Source organism: Pseudomonas sp. THAF187a, assembly GCF_009363395.1.
Classification (GTDB): Bacteria; Pseudomonadota; Gammaproteobacteria; order Pseudomonadales; family Pseudomonadaceae; genus Aquipseudomonas; species Aquipseudomonas khazarica.
On record NZ_CP045349.1, the window covers coordinates 2,394,100 to 2,409,062 of the forward strand.

Annotated in this window: 15 protein-coding genes; 11 read left to right on the forward strand and 4 right to left on the reverse strand. The window is 65.7% G+C overall.

Going from position 1 to position 14,963, the window contains the following annotated elements; all coding sequences use genetic code 11:
• Positions 1 to 32 precede the first annotated feature (32 nt).
• From fabB to FIV02_RS11195, 3 genes are all read right to left on the reverse strand, one after another.
• Positions 33 to 1,253, reverse strand: coding sequence for a beta-ketoacyl-ACP synthase I (gene fabB / locus FIV02_RS11185; RefSeq protein WP_037051981.1), 1,221 nt, complete (start codon positions 1,251 to 1,253; stop codon positions 33 to 35).
• Positions 1,254 to 1,264: 11 nt separating this feature from the next.
• On the reverse strand, positions 1,265 to 1,780 hold the full coding sequence (fabA, locus tag FIV02_RS11190; protein ID WP_037051983.1) for a 3-hydroxyacyl-[acyl-carrier-protein] dehydratase FabA: 516 nt from the start codon (positions 1,778 to 1,780) through the stop codon (positions 1,265 to 1,267).
• Between the two features lie 213 nt (positions 1,781 to 1,993).
• Positions 1,994 to 3,976 (reverse strand): response regulator, encoded by a 1,983-nt coding sequence (locus tag FIV02_RS11195; RefSeq protein ID WP_037051985.1) that lies wholly within the window; start codon positions 3,974 to 3,976, stop codon positions 1,994 to 1,996.
• A 204-nt stretch (positions 3,977 to 4,180) separates the two neighbouring features.
• Here FIV02_RS11195 and FIV02_RS11200 point away from each other — a divergent pair, with 204 nt between their 5' ends.
• The 11 genes from FIV02_RS11200 (at position 4,181) to FIV02_RS11250 (ending at position 13,925) form a co-directional block, all read left to right on the forward strand.
• A complete protein-coding gene (locus tag FIV02_RS11200) occupies positions 4,181 to 5,203 on the forward strand; it encodes an NAD(P)H-dependent glycerol-3-phosphate dehydrogenase (protein ID WP_134675915.1) in 1,023 nt (340 codons plus the stop codon).
• Positions 5,204 to 5,234: 31 nt separating this feature from the next.
• On the forward strand, positions 5,235 to 5,582 hold the full coding sequence (locus tag FIV02_RS11205) for a DUF4389 domain-containing protein (RefSeq protein ID WP_037051991.1): 348 nt from the start codon (positions 5,235 to 5,237) through the stop codon (positions 5,580 to 5,582).
• Positions 5,579 to 6,037, forward strand: a complete 459-nt coding sequence (sixA, locus tag FIV02_RS11210) for a phosphohistidine phosphatase SixA (protein ID WP_152488630.1) — start codon at positions 5,579 to 5,581, stop codon at positions 6,035 to 6,037. The genes FIV02_RS11205 and sixA overlap by 4 nt, the downstream gene beginning before the upstream one ends.
• A 148-nt stretch (positions 6,038 to 6,185) precedes the next feature.
• Positions 6,186 to 7,853, forward strand: a complete 1,668-nt coding sequence (locus FIV02_RS11215; protein ID WP_152488631.1) for an AMP-binding protein — start codon at positions 6,186 to 6,188, stop codon at positions 7,851 to 7,853.
• A gap of 57 nt (positions 7,854 to 7,910) precedes the next feature.
• The gene (locus FIV02_RS11220) at positions 7,911 to 8,354 is read left to right on the forward strand and encodes a hotdog fold thioesterase (protein ID WP_047584472.1); all 444 of its coding nucleotides are present in this window, start codon (positions 7,911 to 7,913) and stop codon (positions 8,352 to 8,354) included.
• A 213-nt stretch (positions 8,355 to 8,567) separates the two neighbouring features.
• Entirely contained in the window at positions 8,568 to 9,371 is an 804-nt protein-coding gene (locus FIV02_RS11225; protein WP_134675913.1) for an AraC family transcriptional regulator, read from the forward strand.
• A gap of 44 nt (positions 9,372 to 9,415) precedes the next feature.
• Complete coding sequence (locus tag FIV02_RS11230; RefSeq protein ID WP_152488632.1) at positions 9,416 to 10,048, forward strand: LysE family translocator; 633 nt, start codon at positions 9,416 to 9,418, stop codon at positions 10,046 to 10,048.
• A 100-nt stretch (positions 10,049 to 10,148) separates the two neighbouring features.
• Positions 10,149 to 10,952 (forward strand): alpha/beta fold hydrolase, encoded by an 804-nt coding sequence (locus tag FIV02_RS11235; protein ID WP_152488633.1) that lies wholly within the window; start codon positions 10,149 to 10,151, stop codon positions 10,950 to 10,952.
• Complete coding sequence (locus tag FIV02_RS11240) at positions 10,949 to 11,812, forward strand: alpha/beta fold hydrolase (protein WP_047584469.1); 864 nt, start codon at positions 10,949 to 10,951, stop codon at positions 11,810 to 11,812. Before FIV02_RS11235 ends, FIV02_RS11240 begins: the two co-directional genes overlap by 4 nt.
• A 140-nt stretch (positions 11,813 to 11,952) precedes the next feature.
• A complete protein-coding gene (locus tag FIV02_RS11245; RefSeq protein ID WP_047584468.1) occupies positions 11,953 to 12,762 on the forward strand; it encodes a DUF4892 domain-containing protein in 810 nt (269 codons plus the stop codon).
• A gap of 77 nt (positions 12,763 to 12,839) precedes the next feature.
• A complete protein-coding gene (locus tag FIV02_RS11250) occupies positions 12,840 to 13,925 on the forward strand; it encodes an AI-2E family transporter (protein WP_152488634.1) in 1,086 nt (361 codons plus the stop codon).
• 3 nt (positions 13,926 to 13,928) lie between these two features.
• Here FIV02_RS11250 and FIV02_RS11255 read toward each other — a convergent pair whose 3' ends face one another.
• A complete protein-coding gene (locus tag FIV02_RS11255; RefSeq protein ID WP_152488635.1) occupies positions 13,929 to 14,936 on the reverse strand; it encodes a patatin-like phospholipase family protein in 1,008 nt (335 codons plus the stop codon).
• Positions 14,937 to 14,963: the final 27 nt, after the last annotated feature.

A 14,963-nucleotide genomic window follows, 5' to 3' on the forward strand; every position in this document is an offset into this window, starting at 1 on the left:
GGGGCGCCGTTCTGCTTACAGCCGGGTGGCGATCACTTGCCGTTCCAGCGCTTGAGCACCAGGGTGGCGTTGGTGCCGCCGAAACCGAAGCTGTTGCTCATCACGGTGTCGACCTTGGCGTTTTCCTCGGTCTTGCAGAGGATCGGCAGGTCGGCGACTTCCGGGTCGAGCTCTTCGATGTTGGCCGAGCCGGCGATGAAGTTGTTCTCCATCATCAGCAGGCAGTAGATCGCTTCCTGTACGCCGGCGGCGCCCAGCGAGTGGCCGGAGAGGCTCTTGGTCGAGCTGATCTTCGGTGCCTTGTCGCCGAACACTTCACGTACGCCACGGATTTCCGCGACGTCACCGACCGGCGTCGAGGTGCCGTGGGTGTTGAGGTAGTCGATCGGGGTGTCGACGGTGGACAGTGCCTGCTGCATGCAGCGCACGGCGCCTTCACCGCTCGGGGCGACCATGTCGTAGCCGTCGCTGGTGGCGCCGTAGCCGACGATTTCGGCGTAGATCTTCGCGCCACGGGCCAGAGCGTGCTCCAGTTCCTCGACCACGACCATGCCGCCACCGCCGGCGATGACGAAACCGTCACGCTTGGCGTCGTAGGCGCGCGAGGCCTTTTCCGGGGTCTCGTTGTACTGGGTGGAGAGGGCGCCCATGGCGTCGAACAGGCAGCTCTGGCTCCAGTGCTCCTCTTCACCGCCGCCGGCGAAGACCACGTCCTGCTTGCCCAGCTGGATCTGTTCCATGGCCTGGCCGATGCAGTGCGCGCTGGTGGCGCAGGCCGAGGAGATGGAGAAGTTCACACCCTTGATCTGGAACGGCGTGGCCAGGCAGGCGGAAACGGTGCTGCCCATGGTGCGGGTGACGCGGTATGGGCCGATGCGCTTGACGCCTTTCTCGCGCAGGGTGTCCAGGGCTTCCATCTGGTTGAAGGTGGAAGCACCGCCGGAGCCGGCGATCAGGCCGGTACGCGGGTTGGAAACCTGCTCGGGAGTCAGGCCGGAGTCCTTGATCGCCTGTTCCATGGACAGGTAGGCGAATGCGGCGGCATCCCCCATGAAGCGCATGATCTTGCGATCGATCAGCTCTTCCAGGTTCAGGTTGACCGAGCCGGAGACATGGCTGCGCAGGCCCATTTCGGCGTAGGCAGGGTTGAAACGGATACCCGATTTACCCTCGCGCAGGCTGCTGGCCACGCTTGCTTTGTCACTGCCCAGGCAGGAAACGATGCCCAGACCGGTAATCACGACACGACGCATGTGCAAGTCCTTCAGAAACTGTCAGTGGAGGTGAACAGGCCGACACGCAGGCCTTCGGCACTGTAGATCTCGCGACCATCGACGCTGACGCTGCCGTCGGCGATGCCGAGGATCAGCGAGCGGCTGATGGTGCGCTTGATATGAATGTTGTAGGTGACCTTCTTGGCGGTCGGCAGTACCTGGCCGAAGAATTTCACTTCGCCACTGCCCAGGGCACGGCCGCGGCCGGGGTTGCCCTGCCAGCCGAGGTAGAAGCCGACCAGCTGCCACATGGCGTCGAGGCCCAGGCAACCGGGCATGACCGGGTCGCCCTCGAAGTGGCAGCCGAAGAACCACAGGTCCGGGTTGATATCGAGCTCAGCGACGATTTCGCCTTTACCGTACTTGCCGCCGGTTTCGCTGATGTGAGCGATGCGATCGATCATCAGCATGTTGGGGGCGGGCAGTTGCGCGTTCCCCGGGCCGAACAGTTCGCCGCGGCTGCAGGCGAGCAGGTCTTCCCGGGTGTAGGCGTTTTGTTTTGTCATGCGAGCTCCTCAATTGTCCCCACGCTTCTAAGGCTGGGCGAATCGTCCTGGCCGGCCACGCCCGGTGGGCATATGCCGGCAGCCTAGTCATAGACTGTTGCGTTGTGGTGAAAGTCACAGCGCAGTGAGTACAGTTGTACTCCGCTGGCCGCGCAATGTCACAGACCCTGCAATTTCTCCTTGTAACCCGTGTTCGTCATCAGGGCTACTGGCCTAAGGTCGCACCGGTAGCCAGCGCTGCAGAATGCGCTGCAGATCCGCACGTTTGAACGGCTTTGCCAGGTAATCGTTCATCCCGGCCGCCAGGCAGGCTTCGCGGTCGCCCTGCAGGGCATTGGCGGTCAGGGCGATGATCGGCACATCCTGGCCTTGTTGCAGCTGGCGGATCTGTCGGGTCGCTTCGTAGCCGTCCATGACGGGCAGGCGGCAGTCCATCAGGATCGCCGCATAGTCGTTCTGCGTGCAGCTCTGCACCGCCTGCTGGCCGTCTCCGACCAGGCTGACCTGATAGCCGAGGCTGCGCAGCATGGCCTCGATCACCGTCTGGTTGACCGGGTTGTCCTCTACCAGCAGCACGGCCTGGCCATCGCCTGCGTCCTGACCGAGGGGCAGGTTCTCATGGTCATGCGGCCGTTCGCTGTAGGTGCGAAATGGCAGCGGAATTTCCAGGGTGAACACCGAGCCGCTGCCCAGCTGGCTGTCTGCCCGCAGGGTGCCGCCCATGCGCTCGGCCAGGGTCCTGGCGATCGGCAGGCCGAGGCCGGTGCCGCCGTAGCGTCGGGAAATCGAGGTGTCGGCCTGCTGGAAGGCGTCGAACATGTGTTCCAGGCGTTCGCTGTCGATGCCGATGCCGCTGTCGTGGACGGCGCAGGTGAACCACAGCACCTGCTCATCCAGCGGCTGCCAGTGGGTCTCGACGCGGATGTGGCCTTCTTCGGTGAACTTCAGCGCGTTGCCGATGAGGTTGACCAGAATCTGCCGGATGCGCGTCGGGTCGCCGCGCACTTCCAGCTGCTCCAGGCCGGCCTGCTTTTCCAGCAGCAGCTGCAGGCCGCGCTGCTGGGCGCTGTGCTGGAACACCTGGATCGAGCTCTGCAGCAACTCCAGCAGGTTGAAGGGTATGGCTTCCAGCTCCAGCGCACCGCGCTCGATGCGGGAGAAGTCGAGGATGTCGTTGATCACCTTGAGCAGGTGCTCGGTCGATTCGGTGGCCAGCGCCGCGTACTCGGCCTGTTCGTCGCTGAGGCTGGTGGTCTCGAGCAGCTGCAGCATGCCCAGCACGCCGTTCATGGGGGTGCGCAGCTCGTGGCTCATCATCGCCAGGAAGTCCGATTTGGCGCGGTTGGCCTGTTCGGATTCCTCGCGTGCCTGGATCAGCTCGGCAATCGCCTGCTGCTGTTCCTGGCCGCTCTGTTCCAGCGCGCAGGCGAGGTTGTTGATGTGGCGGGCCAGGTCGGTCAGTTCGTCGTTGCCGCGTTCGACCAGCGCCGGTCGGTAGTCGCCGCTCTGGATGCGCTCCAGCGCCTGGCCCATGGCACTGAGCGGCTGAGCCAGGCGTCTGGCCAGGCGCCTGGCGAGCAGGAAGGTCAGCAGCAGGGCGACCAGCGAGAGCACGCCGGCCTTGAGCAGGATTTCCTGTTGGCGGGCATTGAAGGTGTCGTTGGACATGCCGATCACCACGCGCCCCAGGTAACCGTTGCCAAGCACCTTGCCCAGCGGCAGCTGTTCGCGGGTCTGCGAGGCGTGCAGGCGAATCGCGGCCTGGAAGACTTCCACCTGCGGGGTGCTCTGCCCCTGTTCCTTGGCGCGTTCGACGTACACCAGGATGTTGTCGTCGCGATCACGGACTTCGGCGAAGCGCACGTCGGGCGTGCTCAGGGTGGCGCGCAGGAGGTTTTCCAGGATGCTCAGGTCGCCGTTGAGCACACCGTATTCGGTGGCTGGCGCCAGCTGGTTGGCGATCAGCTGGCCGGTGTGGCCTTGCTCCTGGCGCAGGTCCTGCAGGCGCGTGAACGTGAGAAAGCCCGTCAGCAACAGGGTCAGCAGCAGCGCCGGGCCAACGCTGATCAGTTGCGTGCGGGTATGAATGTTCCAGCCACGGCGTTGCCTCGAGGCCCTACCGTCCCTGGTTGGATGTGGCGCTGCCGCGTCTGAGCGTGGCGGGCAGGGCTCGGGCAAAGGCTTGCCTGTTGGCACGAATTGTCCTTGGCAACTGACGTCGATCCGGCATGTTAACGCAGCTGCCGGGCTTTACCAGTGGCAGGCGCGCGCACTCTGCGGTAATTCGCGTTTGTGCCATCTATCTGCCCGTCCGTGCTGAACTTTTGCCCTGGCCGGGTACTCTCGGCTCCGTATAATGAGCGCAGACCGCCATCACCCATGGCCTCATTCGGAAGACATATGACAGAGCTTCAACCCATTGCCGTCCTGGGTGGCGGCAGCTTCGGTACCGCCCTGGCCAATCTGCTGGCAGAGAACGGCCAGCGTGTCCTGCAGTGGATGCGTGACCCTGAACAGGCCGAGCAGATGCGCCAGAGTGGCGAGAACCCGCGCTACCTGAAGGGCGTGAAGCTGCACCCCGGAATCGAGCCGACCAGCGATCTGGCCGGCGTGCTGCAGCAGGCCGAGCTGGTGCTGGTGGCGTTGCCGTCGAGCGCATTGCGCGACGCCCTGCAGCCCGTTGCCGGGCAGTTGGCGAACAAGATGCTGATCAGCACCACCAAGGGCATCGAGGCCAAGAGCTTCAAGCTGATGAGTCAGATTCTCGAAGAGATCGCCCCGCAGGCGCGTATCGGCGTGCTGTCCGGCCCGAACCTGGCCAAGGAAGTCGCCGACCACGCACTGACCGCCACGGTGATCGCCAGCGAAGACGAAGCGCTGTGCCTGTGCGTGCAGCAGGCGCTGCATGGCCGGACCTTCCGGGTCTACGCCAGCGCCGATCGCTTCGGTGTCGAGCTGGGCGGTGCGCTGAAGAACGTCTACGCCATCATGTCCGGCATGGCCGCCGCGCTGGGCATGGGCGAGAACACCAAGAGCATGCTGATCACCCGTGCCCTGGCCGAGATGACCCGCTTTGCCGTCAAGCTCGGCGCCAACCCCATGACCTTCCTGGGGCTGGCAGGGGTTGGCGATCTCATCGTCACCTGCTCGTCACCGAAAAGCCGTAACTATCAGGTCGGCTTTGCCCTCGGCGAGGGCCTCAGCCTGCAGGAGGCGGTGGAGCGTCTGGGCGAGGTGGCTGAAGGGGTCAACACGCTCAAGGTCCTCAAGGCGCGCGCCGAGGAGCTCGACGTCTACATGCCGCTGGTCGCGGGCCTGCATGCCATCCTCTTCGAGGGGCGTACGCTGGCTCAGGTGATCGAACTGTTGATGGCCGGTGAACCCAAGACCGACGTCGACTTCATTCCCACCGCAGGTTTCTAGCAGCGCTAAGTCAATCAAGGAGAGTTGAAGCATGAGCGATGAAAAACAGGAGCTTGAGCGCGAGTCGATTCTGTTGCGCATTCTGTGGATGGTGATCTTCGTCATCGTCTGGCAACTGGCCGAGCTGCTGCTCGGCGCCGTGGTGCTGCTGCAACTCGGCTATCGCCTGTTCTACGGTGCACCGAACGCCAGCCTGCTGGGCTTTGGCGACAGCCTGAGCCAGTACCTGGCGCAGATCGGTCGCTTCGGCACCTTCAACAGCGACGAGAAGCCCTGGCCGTTCGCCGACTGGCCGACGCCGCGGGCGCCGGAAGGCGAGGCCGCACACAGCATTCCCCCCGCTGCGCATCCGGTGCGCGACGAGGAGCCCAAGCTGTGAGGCTGTGGCTGTTGCGACATGGCGAGGCCGAGCCTCGGGCCGCGAGCGATGCCGCTCGCGAGCTGACCGCCCATGGCCGCAACGAGGTGCAGCAGGCGGCCGCCCAGCTCGCTGGCCGGCCGCTGACAGCCATCGTCGCCAGCCCCTACGTGCGCGCTCAGCAGACGGCCGAGCTGGTGCGCGAGGCGCTTGGCTTCGCTGGCAAGGTGAACACCGTGCCCTGGCTGACGCCCGACAGCGACCCGCGTGACGTGCTGAAGTACCTCGACGAGCGCGAGCGAGCCGAGGTGCTGCTGGTCAGTCACCAGCCCCTGATCGGTGCGCTGGGTGGCCTGCTGGTCCATGGGCACCGCCAGGATCCATTGCCGATGCGTACCGCGAGCCTGGCCGAGCTGGAAGGCGACATCCCGGCTGCGGGGCTGATGGAGCTGCTCGCGCTGATCCATCCGCACTGATCCGCCAGGGCTGCGGGCTGACGCGAGCCCTGGCGAAGTGTGTCCTGTCGAGAAACATTTCTTAACTTGCGCCTCCTGTGTCTGCGTGGAATAGTCGACCAAGCAAGTGCTTGGTTGATTCCTACAAAAACAACAAGGAGGAAGCCCTGTGGCTGATGCAATCCGTTTGCCGCTCGAGCTGTTCTACGAACGTGAAGCAAGGCACCCGAACAAACGCTACATGGTACAGCCGCTGGGTGGCGGTCAGCTGCTGGAGCTGAGCTGGGCCGATGTCGGCGACCAGGCGCGGCGGGCCGCCAGCTGGCTGCGCAGCCGGGAACTGCCGCAGGGCAGCCGCATCGCCATCATCTCCAAGAACTGCGCGCACTGGATCATCAGCGATCTGGCGATCTGGATGGCCGGCCATGTCTCCGTGCCGCTGTATCCCAACCTTACCGCCGAGTCGATGCGACAGGTGCTGGAGCACTCCGAAGCGGCGCTGGCCTTCGTCGGCAAGCTCGATGACTGGGCGGCGATGGCACCGGGCGTGCCGCAGGGCCTGCCGACCATCAGCCTGCCACTGCATGCGCCGGGCGACTTCGACTACAGCTGGGACGACCTGCAGCGCAGCACGCCGATCCAGGACGACCCCAAGCCGGCGGCCAATCAGATGGCCACCATCATCTACACCTCCGGCACCACGGGCATGCCCAAGGGGGTGATGCACAATTTCTCCAACTTCGGCTTCGCTGCCGGCCACGCCACCGCGCTGTTCGGTGTGGGCGAGGACGATCGCCTGATCTCCTATCTGCCGTTGTGTCACGTTGCCGAGCGCATGTTCGTCGAGCTGGCGTCTCTTTATGCCGGGCAGACGATCTTCTTTGCCGAGAGCCTGGACACCTTCCTCGAAGACCTCAAGCGCGCACGGCCGACGGTGATGTTCGGCGTGCCGCGGATCTGGACCAAGTTCCAGATGGGCGTGTACGGCAAGATGCCCGCACAGAAGCTCGACCGCCTGCTCAGGCTGCCGATCATCGGCCGACTGGTCGGGCGCAAGGTGCTCGCCGGGCTGGGGCTCGATGCCATCCGCTACGCGTTGTCCGGTGCGGCGCCCGTCCCCGAGGCGCTGCTCAACTGGTATCGCCGCCTGGGCATGGAGATCCAGGAGGTCTACGGCATGACCGAGAACTGCGGCTACTCGCATGTATGCCGGCCCGGCAGTTTCAAGCAGGGCTGGATCGGCCAGAACAACCCGGGCGTCGAGGTGCGCATCGCCGAGGACGGCGAGGTGCAGGTGCGCAGTGGCGCCACGATGCAGGGCTACTACAAGGACCCGATCAAGACCGCCGAAGCGCTGACCGACGACGGTTTCCTGCGCACTGGTGACAAGGGCGAGCAGGACGCCGAGGGCAATCTGCGCCTGACCGGGCGGATCAAGGAAATCTTCAAGACCAGCAAGGGCAAGTACGTGGCGCCCGCGCCGATCGAGAACCGCATCGGCGAACATTCGCGTATCGAGCAGGTCTGCGTGGTCGGCGACGGGCTGCCGCAGCCCATCGCCCTGTGCGTGCTCTCCGAGATGGGGCGGCAGGAGGCGGCCAATGACAGCCGCAGCGATCTGGAGAGCAGCCTCAAGGCCCTGCTGAGCGAGGTCAACGGCCGTCTCGATCAGCATGAGCGCTTGCAGGGGCTGGTCCTGGTCAAGGAGGTCTGGGCGGTGGAGAACGGCTTCCTCACCCCGACCCTGAAGATCAAGCGGGCGGTGATCGAGGGCACCTACGGCGAGCGTTTCGCCGAGTGGCAGGAGCGCAGCGAAGCGGTGCTCTGGCACGACTGAACAGGGTGGGCCGGTTCATGCCGGCCCGGTCTCCAGTGGACGTGAGGTACTACCTGCATGGGCCTGTGGCAACGAACTCCCGACCTCGATGAACTCAACGCGACCCTGAAGAACACCGTCGGTGAAGTGCTGGACATTCGCTTCGAGTCGTTCGACGACGCCTCCATCAGCGCCAGCATGGTGATAGACGCGCGCACCCATCAACCCTACGGCCTGCTGCATGGCGGGGCATCGGTGGTGCTGGCGGAAACCCTGGGTTCCACCGCCAGCTACCTGTGCATCGACAACCAGCGTTTCTACTGCGTCGGGCTGGAGGTCAACGCCAACCACCTGCGCGGCCTGCGCAGTGGCCGGGTACATGCCGTGGCACGCCCGGTGCACCTGGGGCGCACCACGCACGTCTGGGATATCCGCTTGAGCGGTGACGATGGCAAGCCCAGCTGCATCTCGCGCCTGACCATGGCCATCGTGCCCCTGGGTGAGCAGCCGCCGAAGGCCTGATCGTCTGTCGACGATCTGCTGCGCGTTGGCCAAGCGCTGTTGAAACTCCCCTCAAGATGCGCATCTACAGCAGCTGAACCGCGCGTCTTCGGGTGATTACGCCGTCGAGATCGTGAGCAGCCTTTGCGAACCCGGCAGCGGCGCCCTTGAGCGGGTGCCGAGGCTGCAATTTCATCCAAGATTTACCCGGCACATGGCGCTAGAGTAAGCGCCATGGACCAGATCACTCACATCCAGAGCAGTTTGCCCGGCGTTCGCCTGATCGATGCCGAGTACCGCCGCTTTGCCTTCCCCCGGCACTTCCACCTGGAGTACCACGTTGGCCTGTTGATCCAGGGGCAGCATCGCTATGCCTATCGCGGCGAGCGGCGCCAGGTCGGGGCAGGGGATGTGCTGCTGATGGCGCCGGAGGGGATCCACGATGGAGCGTGTCTGGAGGGAGAGAGCTATCGCATCCGCGTGATGGCCTTCGACCCGCACTGGCTCGACGAGGCCAGCCGGACCCTCAGCGATGGGCGCCAGGGTGCGCCCAGGCTGACCACTACCAGCCTGCGCCATCCGCTGCTGTCGCAGCATCTGCAACGTTTTCATGCGGCCATGCTCGACGGTTCGACGCTGGCGCAGGAAAGCGCGCTCTGGCAAGCGCTGGCCTATCTGCTGGACATGGGCTCGACCCTGCGTGTCAGCGAGCCCGACCGGGTATTCGACAGCCGTACCTGGCGGCAGCTGCGCGAGTGGCTGGAGAGTCGCCTGGACGATCCGCCCTCGCTGGAGGAAATCGCCTCGTTCTGCGCGATGAGCCCCTGGCAGGCACTGCGGCGTTTTCGCCAGCACACCGGCCTGCCGCCGCATCAGTGGCTGACGCAGTTGCGCCTGCAGCGCGCCTTGCCGCTGGTGCTGGCGGGCGAGTCGCTCAGCGACATCGCCCTGCGCCTGGGCTTTTACGACCAGGCGCATTTCTCGCGGTTGTTCCGTCGCACCTACGGCTTGCCACCCGCGCGACTGCGTCAGCGCTGAGCCCAGCCGCCCCGATTCATCCCTTCAATCTCGTGGAGTTCACCATGCAGGAGACGTCCGTCTTGCTGTCGCTGGCTGCCGTGTTCGCGGTAGCGCTCATCAGTCCCGGCCCCGATGTGGCGCTGGTCGTGCGTACGGCGCTGCACCAGGGGCAGCGTGCCGGGTTGCTCAGCGCGCTGGGCCTGGCCTGCGGGATTCTCCTGCACGGCACCCTGGTGCTCAGTGGCGTGGCGCTGCTGCTCAGTCGCACGCAGTGGCTGTTCGACCTGCTGCAGGTCGGCGGGGCGCTGTACCTGGCCTGGCTGGGTGTCGGTGCGGTACAGGCCTGGTGGCGCGGTGCCCCGGGCAATCGGCGCCTGGACGGCGAACTGGCGCCCTCGGTGTTGGGTCCCTGGCTGCGGGGCGTGTTCACCAACCTGGGCAACCCGAAGGCGCTGGTGTTCTTCCTCGCGCTGCTCACCAGCCTGGTGCCGGCGGACATGTCCTTGCCCGGCAAGATGGCCTGCGCGGCGCTGCTGTTCGGCCTCAGCCTGTTCTGGTTCAGCCTGCTCGGCATGACCCTGAGCCGGCCGCTGATGCGCCAGCGCCTGCTGCAGGTGGCGCCGACCATCGATTTCGTCTGCGGCCTGGTGTTCCTGCTGGTGGCGGCGAGTATCGTCGGCCGCCTGTTGTTATAGTCCTGACCATTGCGCCGCCATCAATGGCGGTTACGGTCATTGTCGTACCTGGCGGGCTGCCGGAGAATCGCGCTGGTACTGACTTCCTCGGGTTTCATGCATGCCGCAGCCGCTTTTCTTCGCTCACGCCAACGGCTTTCCGTCCGCGACCTACGGCAAGCTGTTCGCAGCCCTGGCGCCGGACTTCCAGGTCCGGCACCTGCAGCAGCACGGCCACGACCCGCGTTTTCCGGTGAATGACAACTGGTCCAATCTGGTCGACGAGCTGATCCATCACCTGCAGCGCAGTGACGAGCCGGTCTGGGGCGTGGGCCACTCGCTGGGCGGGGTGCTGCACTATCACGCCGCCTTGCTCCGTCCGGAGCTGTATCGCGGCGTGGTGATGCTCGACTCGCCGGTGCTGACGCTGGCCGATCGCATGGTGATCCGTGCGGCCAAGCGCTTCGGCTTCATCGACCACATCACGCCCGCCGGGCGTACCCTGGGCCGGCGTGAAGCATTCGCCGACCCGGACGAGGCGCGTGACTACTTCGCTGGCAAGAGCCTGTTCCGCCGCTTCGATCCCGAATGCCTCGATGCCTATGTCAGTCACGGCTTGCAGGCTGACGAGCAGGGCCTGCGCCTGCGTTTCGATCCGGCTACCGAGATCAGCATCTATCGCAGCGTGCCGCACACCTCGCCCGGGCGACCGCAGCAGCTGGCGGTGCCGCTGGCCATGGTGCGCGGCCGCCATAGCCGTGTGGTCCTGCCGCACCACGCACGCCTGCTGCGCAGCATGCCGCGGGCCGAATATCACAGCCTGCCCGGAGGGCACATGTTCCCTCTGGAACGGCCACAGGCGACTGCCGAGCTGCTGCGCGAGTTGTTCCTGCGCTGGGCCGGCGGCCAGGAGGAGAGAGCATGAACAGCGGTTTCGAAGAAGTACGCCTGAGTCTGCCGCACATCGAGCTGGCGGCGCACCTGTATGGCCCCGAGGATGGCGTGCCGGTGCTGGCCCTGCATGGCTGGCTGGACAACGCGGCGAGCTTCGCGCGCCTGGCGCCCAGGCTCGAAGGGTTGCGCATCGTCGCTCTGGACTTTGCCGGGCATGGCCATTCCGAGCACCGTGCGGCAGGTGCCGGCTACGCCCTGTGGGACTATGCCTTCGATGTGCTGCAGGTGGCCGAACAGTTCGGCTGGTCGCGCTTTTCCATTCTTGGCCATTCCATGGGCGCGATTACCGCCGTGCTGCTGGCGGCAGCCCTGCCGGAGCGGGTCGCGCGCCTGGCGCTGATCGATGGCCTGGTGCCCTATACCGGCGAGGCCGAGCAGGCCCCGGAGAAGCTCGGCGAGGCGCTACGTGCCCGGCAACAGCTCAGTGACAAGCGCAAGCCGGTGTATGCCGAGGTCTCGCGTGCCGTGGAGGCGCGCATGAAGGGCGTCGGCGCGGTCAGCCGCGAGGCCGCCGAGCTGCTGGCCCAGCGCGGCCTGATGCCGGTGCCGGGTGGCTACACCTGGCGCACCGACAGCCGCCTGACCCTGCCGTCGCCACTGCGCCTGAGCTGGGCGCATGCGCAGGCCTTCGTCCGCGCGCTGCAATGCCCGGTCAGCCTGGTGCTGGCGGAGCAGGGCATGATGGGCGCGCAACCTGCGGTCAGGGCCTTGCTTCAGGACCTGCCGTTCGAGGTGCACACGCTGCCGGGCGGTCACCACCTGCACCTCGACGACGAACGGGGGGCGCAACTCGTAGCGGATTGTTTCAATCCATTCCTGCGCGTGCCTTGACTTGCCGGCGGCTCCTGGGGAAAGGTGTGGCGGTCTGCCATGGAGGATCGCATGATCGACTCTTTCGAAGTCGCCACTCATTGTTCAGCAAGACCGTCTACCGTTTTCCCTCAGAGGATGTTCACTCGATGAGGGGAGGCATGAAGCTGTTCTCTGCGCTGTTTGCCAGTGTCTTCAGCGGCGCGCTGCTCGCCGCCGCTGCCGATGTGCCCGGTAGCCGTGACCTCGAGGCGTTGCCGCGCTTTCCTGCAAGCCACATCGTGGCCTTCGCGCAGGAGCCCGCGGCCGAGCGCATCTATCCGCAGGGCTCGGTCCGGCGCATCAGCGGACGCCTGCGCTACGAGCGCGAAATCCTGGCGCAGGGCCGGCATCAGGCCGTGACCTACGAGCTGCCGGGCACCCACAGCGCCGACCAGGTCTTCAGCGCATCGCGCGAGGCCCTGCTGAAGCAGGGCGCCGAGCTGCTGTACTGGTGCCAGGGGCGTGAGTGCGGCTCCAGCAGCCTGTGGGCCAATGCGGTGTTCGGCAATTCCACCCTGTACGGTTCGGATGACCAGCAGGCCTATGCCCTGTTGCGCCTGGCCGAGCCGAATCACGAAAGCCTGCTGGCGCTGTACAGCATCACCCGTGGTAACCGTCGGGCCTACCTGCATGCCGAGCAGCTGGATGCCGACGCGCCGCTGGGTGCCTTGCTGCCGACGCCTGCGACCCTGTTGCGGCAACTGCGCAGCGATGGGCAACTGCAGTTGCCGGTGGATGCCAAGGCCGACAGCGCCTGGGTCGAGGTGCTGGCGCGCAGCCTGAATCTGGACAGCACTCTGCGCGTCAGCCTGTCCGGCGGCCAGGCGCCGGCCTGGCGCGAAGCGTTGATGGCGCAGCGTGTGCGCGAGGCCAGGCTCGAACTGGGCGAGGACGAAGGCGATGCGCTGAATGTGCGGCTGCTGCGTTAAGCAGGGGCGTACCGGGGGAAGTTTGCAGAGCGCCCATCTCGGGCGCTTTGTCGTTTCGTCGAATGGAGTTTCGATTGATGGCCACTAATGATCGTCTGCTGGTGCAGATTCTGCTGCTCGGTTTGCTGGCGGCCAGCCTGTGGGTGCTGGCGCCATTCTGGTCGGCGCTGTTCTGGGCGGCGGTGCTGGCGTTCGCCAGTTGGCCGCTGATGCGTCTGCTGACGCAACTGCTGAACGGCCGCATGTCGCTGGCCGCCGGGATCCTCACCGGGGTCTGGGTGGTGCTGGTGGCGGTGCCGCTGGTCTGGCTGGGGTTCAACCTTGCCGATCACATCAAGGACGCCAATGCACTGGTCAAGGACCTGCAGGTCGAAGGCCTGCCGCCACCGCCGAGCTGGCTGCAAGCGATACCGCTGGTGGGCGGGCGCCTGGTGGAGATGTGGCACACCATCGACCAGCAGGGCGCGGCGTTCTTCGACACCGTGCGACCCTACCTGGGCCAGGTGGGCAACTGGCTGGTGGCGCGCAGTGCGAAAATCGGCGGCGGCATGGTCGAACTGGCGCTGAGCCTGGTGCTGGTGTTCTTCTTCTACCGTGACGGCCCGCGCCTGGCCGTGTTCGTGCACAGCCTGCTGGAGCGCCTGATCGGTGACCGCGCCGATCACTACCTGGAGCTGGTCGCCGGCACGGTGCAGCGGGTGGTCAACGGGGTGATCGGCACGGCAGCGGCACAGGCGGTGCTGGCCTATATCGGTTTCGTCATCGCCGGGGTGCCGGGTGCGCTGGTGCTGGGGCTGCTCACCTTCGGCTTCAGTTTCATCATGATCCCGCCGCTGATCTGGGGGCCGGCCGTGGCCTGGCTGGTCTGGCAGGGGGAGATCGGCATGGCGATCTTCCTCGGGGTCTGGGGCTTCTTCGTCATCAGCGGCGTGGACAACATTCTCAAGCCCTACCTGATCAGTCGCGGCGGCAACCTGCCGCTGGTGGTGGTGCTGCTCGGGGTGTTCGGCGGTATTCTCGCCTTCGGCTTCATGGGGCTGTTCCTCGGCCCGACCCTGCTGGCCGTGGCCTACAGCCTGCTCAGCGACTGGGTGGCGGACCGGGCGCCGCCTGCCGAGAACCTGGTGGACAAGCCGCTGGCGGACGAGGAGACGCGCGGTTGATCGTCAGCCGCGCTCGCTTTCGTACTTGTCCAGGGTATCGCGCGCGATCTGCCGGCCGAGCATGATCAGCTCCGGCGCCTTGTAGAACTCGAAGAAGCGGCACACGCGCTTGGGCACGTTGATCAGGATGTCCGGTGGGTAACCGGCGATCTTGTACTGCGCCAGTGAGGTCTGCATCACCTCGAAGCTCTGGTTGACCAGCTCCAGCAGCGAGGCGGGCCCGCTGAACTCCGCCACGTGCGAACCGCTGGCGGATTTCGGCGCCGCTTCGTCATCGTCATGATTCGGTGCCGCGGCCGGGCTGATGTCATCGGCCTGTTGCTGTCCCTCGGCCAGCAGCAGGACTTCATCCTCGCTCTTGCGCCGGAAGCTGGGCAGGCGCGAGCCCAGGCTGCTCATCATCTGGTCGATGCGTCCCTTGAGGGCGGCCGGCCGTTCGATCACCGGCAGCTGGTAATGGGTATGGTTGGTGGCGTTGAGGTTGACCGCGATGATCAGGTCGCAGTGGCTGGAGACCACCGGCACGATCGGCAGCGGGTTGAGCAGGCCGCCGTCGACCAGCATGCGCTTGCCCTGGACCACCGGGGTGAACAGGCTGGGAATCGCCGCCGAGGCGCGCATGGCCTGGTGCAGGCAGCCTTCCTGGAACCAGATTTCCTGCTGGTTGGTCAGGTCGGTGGCGACGGCGGTGAAGGGGATATCGAGGTTCTCGATGTCCACCTCGCCGACGATCTCCTGGATGCGTCCGAACACCCGTTCGCCGCGTATCGCACCGAGGCGGAAGCTGACGTCGAGCAGGCGCAGCACGTCCAGGTAGTCCAGGCTCTCCGTCCACTCGCGGTATTCGCGCAACTTGCCGGCGGCGAAGATGCCGCCGACCACTGCGCCCATCGAACAGCCCGCGATGCAGCCGATTTCGTAACCGCGTGCCTGCAGCTCCTCGATCACGCCAATGTGCGCATAGCCACGCGCTCCCCCCGAGCCCAGTACCAGCGCCACTTTCTTGCTCATGTGAAAAATCCCCCATCCAAGCCACGA

Coding starts and splice junctions, on each gene's coding strand:
- FIV02_RS11250 (WP_152488634.1), top strand. CDS start 12,840: ATGGCCACTAATGATCGTCTGCTGGTGCAGATTCTGCTGCTCGGTTTG.
- FIV02_RS11220 (WP_047584472.1), top strand. CDS start 7,911: ATGGGCCTGTGGCAACGAACTCCCGACCTCGATGAACTCAACGCGACC.
- FIV02_RS11230 (WP_152488632.1), top strand. CDS start 9,416: ATGCAGGAGACGTCCGTCTTGCTGTCGCTGGCTGCCGTGTTCGCGGTA.
- FIV02_RS11245 (WP_047584468.1), top strand. CDS start 11,953: ATGAAGCTGTTCTCTGCGCTGTTTGCCAGTGTCTTCAGCGGCGCGCTG.
- FIV02_RS11200 (WP_134675915.1), top strand. CDS start 4,181: ATGACAGAGCTTCAACCCATTGCCGTCCTGGGTGGCGGCAGCTTCGGT.
- FIV02_RS11205 (WP_037051991.1), top strand. CDS start 5,235: ATGAGCGATGAAAAACAGGAGCTTGAGCGCGAGTCGATTCTGTTGCGC.
- fabA (WP_037051983.1), bottom strand. CDS start 1,780: ATGACAAAACAAAACGCCTACACCCGGGAAGACCTGCTCGCCTGCAGC.
- FIV02_RS11255 (WP_152488635.1), bottom strand. CDS start 14,936: ATGAGCAAGAAAGTGGCGCTGGTACTGGGCTCGGGGGGAGCGCGTGGC.
- FIV02_RS11235 (WP_152488633.1), top strand. CDS start 10,149: ATGCCGCAGCCGCTTTTCTTCGCTCACGCCAACGGCTTTCCGTCCGCG.
- fabB (WP_037051981.1), bottom strand. CDS start 1,253: ATGCGTCGTGTCGTGATTACCGGTCTGGGCATCGTTTCCTGCCTGGGC.
- FIV02_RS11225 (WP_134675913.1), top strand. CDS start 8,568: ATGGACCAGATCACTCACATCCAGAGCAGTTTGCCCGGCGTTCGCCTG.
- FIV02_RS11240 (WP_047584469.1), top strand. CDS start 10,949: ATGAACAGCGGTTTCGAAGAAGTACGCCTGAGTCTGCCGCACATCGAG.